The organism is Enterobacter sp. IF2SW-B1 (genome assembly GCF_001743375.1).
GTDB lineage: Bacteria > Pseudomonadota > Gammaproteobacteria > Enterobacterales > Enterobacteriaceae > Enterobacter > Enterobacter bugandensis.
In genome coordinates this window covers 1-3,219 of sequence record NZ_MJAA01000022.1, presented here as the reverse complement: position 1 = coordinate 3,219, position 3,219 = coordinate 1, and the positions used below count along the sequence as shown (strand labels likewise).

2 rRNA genes are annotated in these 3,219 nt (G+C 47.6%); both read right to left on the bottom strand.

The window, feature by feature from the left end:
• Nucleotides 1-2,567, bottom strand: a 23S ribosomal RNA gene (locus A6013_RS23525); the annotation flags it as partial.
• A 350-nt stretch (nucleotides 2,568-2,917) separates the two neighbouring features.
• Nucleotides 2,918-3,219 (bottom strand): 16S ribosomal RNA (locus tag A6013_RS27410); the annotation flags it as partial.

The window sequence follows — 3,219 nt, the reverse complement described above, 5'->3', positions numbered from 1 at the left end:
GGGACCGACTACAGCCCCAGGATGCGRTGAGCCGACATCGAGGTGCCAAACCTCCCCGTCGATGTGAACTCTTGGGGGAGATAAGCCTGTTATCCCCGGGGTAGCTTTTATCCGTTGAGCGATGGCCCTTCCATGCGGAACCACCGGATCACTAAGTCCGTCTWTCGACCCTGCTCGACTTGTAGGTCTCGCAGTCAAGCTCCCTTATGCCTTTACACTCTATGAATGATTTCCAACCATTCTGAGGGAACCTTTGAGCGCCTCCGTTACCTTTTAGGAGGCGACCGCCCCAGTCAAACTGCCCGCCTGACACTGTCTCCCACCACGATAAGTGGTGCGGGTTAGAAAGCCAACACAGCTAGGGTAGTATCCCACCARCGCCTCCACGTAAGCTAGCGCTCACGTTTCAAAGGCTCCTACCTATCCTGTACAAGCTGTGCCGAATTTCAATATCAGGCTACAGTAAAGSTCCACGGGGTCTTTCCGTCCTGTCGCGGGTAACCTGCATCTTCACAGGTACTATGATTTCACCGAGTCTCTCGTTGAGACAGTGCCCAAATCGTTACGCCTTTCGTGCGGGTMGGAACTTACCCGACAAGGAATTTCGCTACCTTAGGACCGTTATAGTTACGGCCGCCGTTTACTGGGGCTTCGATTCGTAGCTTCGCAGAAGCTAACCACTCCTCTTAACCTTCCAGCACCGGGCAGGCGTCAGCCCCTATACATCACCTTACGGTTTAGCAGAGACCTGTGTTTTTGATAAACAGTCGCTTGGGCCTATTCACTGCGGCTCTTCTGGGCKKKMACCCTAAAGAGCACCCCTTCTCCCGAAGTTACGGGGTCATTTTGCCGAGTTCCTTAACGAGAGTTCGCTCGCTCACCTTAGAATTCTCATCTTGACTACCTGTGTCGGTTTGCGGTACGGGCACCTAWTYTCTATCTAGAGGCTTTTCTCGGCAGTGTGAAATCAACGACTCGARGAMACAATKTCYTCTCCCCATCACAGCTCAGCCTTAACGAGTACCGGATTTGCCTAATACTCAGCCTTACTGCTTAGACGTGCAATCCAATCGCACGCTTCGCCTATCCTACTGCGTCCCCCCATCGATTAAAACGATTATAGGTGGTACAGGAATATCAACCTGTTATCCATCGCCTACGCCTGTCGGCCTCAGCTTAGGACCCGACTAACCCAGAGCGGACGAGCCTTCCTCTGGAAACCTTAGTCAATCGGTGGACGGGATTCTCACCCRTCTTTCGCTACTCACACCGGCATTCTCACTTCTAAGCGCTCCACATGTCCTTRCGATCATGCTTCAACGCCCTTAGAACGCTCTCCTACCATTGTCCAAAGGACAATCCACAGCTTCGGTAATATGTTTAGCCCCGGTACATTTTCGGCGCAGTGTCACTCGACTAGTGAGCTATTACGCACTCTTTAAATGATGGCTGCTKCTAAGCCAACATCCTAGTTGTCTGGGCAACGCCACATCCTTTTCCACTTAACATATATTTTGGGACCTTAGCTGGTGGTCTGGGCTGTTTCCCTTTCGAACAYGGACCTTATCACCCATGTTCTGACTCCCAAGTTAAATTAATTGGCATTCGGAGTTTGTCTGAATTCGGTAACCCGAGAGGGGCCCCTCGTCCAAACAGTGCTCTACCTCCAATAATCATCACTTGAGGCTAGCCCTAAAGCTATTTCGGAGAGAACCAGCTATCTCCARGTTCGATTGGAATTTCTCCGCTACCCWCAGTTCATCCGCTCACTTTTCAACGTAAGTCGGTTCGGTCCTCCATTCAGTGTTACCTGAACTTCAACCTGACCAWGGGTAGATCACCTGGTTTCGGGTCTACGACCAAATACTAWACGCCCTATTCAGACTCGCTTTCGCTACGGCTCCACATTTWCTGCTTAACCTTGCATCARATCGTAACTCGCCGGTTCATTCTACAAAAGGCACGCCATCACCCATTAACGGGCTCTGACTACTTGTAAGCACACGGTTTCARGTTCTMTTTCACTCCCCTTCCGGGGTRCTTTTCACCTTTCCCTCACGGTACTGGTTCACTATCGGTCACTAGAGAGTATTTAGCCTTAGGAGATGGTCCTCCCAGATTCCGACGGAATTTCACGTGCTCYGTCGTACTCAGGATCCACTCAAGAGAGAMWAYATTTTCRACTACAGGATTATTACCTTCTTTGATTCAWCTTTCCAGATGATTCGTYTAATRTMKTCCTTTGTAACTCCGTATAGAGTGTCCTACAACCCCAAYAAGCAAGCTTRTTGGTTTGGGCTCTTCCCGTTTCGCTCGCCGCTACTAAGGGAATCGAATTTTCTTTCTCTTCCTCCGGGTACTAAGATGTTTCAGTTCTCCGGGTTTGCCTTCTGATATGCTATGWATTCACWTRTCGATAACAYRACATAACTYRTGYTGGGTTYCCCCATTCGGAAATCTCTGGATCAAMGCTTACTTACAGCTMCCCAAAGCATATCGTCGTTAGTAACGTCCTTCATCGGCTTCTAGTGCCAAGGCATCCACCGTGCGCCCTTAATAACTTAATCTATGTTTCCACCATTTTTATAAGTCAAACGTTAACATGAAGTTACGTTYTTTTATAAAAAGATTTAAACGCGTTATTAATCTTGTGAGTGTTCTTTCGAACACTAGCGATTATTTYTTATGAATTCAAGCTTATTTAAAACTCTTTATTCACTCGGTTTTGCTTGGTAAAATCTATATTTTACTTACTTATCTAGTTTTCAATGTACAATTTCTTTTTAGTCAAGCGCTCGCATAAGCAATATCRCTTTAACCAAAAAATATTTGAATGTTAAATAAACATTCAAAACTGAATACAATATGTCACGTTATTCCRCATCTTCTRAAGAAGATGTTCCGAATATATCCTTAGRAAGGAGGTGATCCAGCCGCACCTTCCGATACGGCTACCTTGTTACGACTTCACCCCAATCATTTGTCCCACCTTCGACGGCTAGCTCCTAAAAGGTTACTCCACCGGCTTCGGGTGTTACAAACTCTCGTGGTGTGACGGGCGGTGTGTACAAGACCCGGGAACGTATTCACCGTAGCATGCTGATCTACGATTACTAGCGATTCCAGCTTCMTGTAGTCGAGTTGCAGACTACAATCCGAACTGAGAACAACTTTATGGGATTTGCTTGACCTCGCGGTTTCGCTTCCCTTTGTATTCTT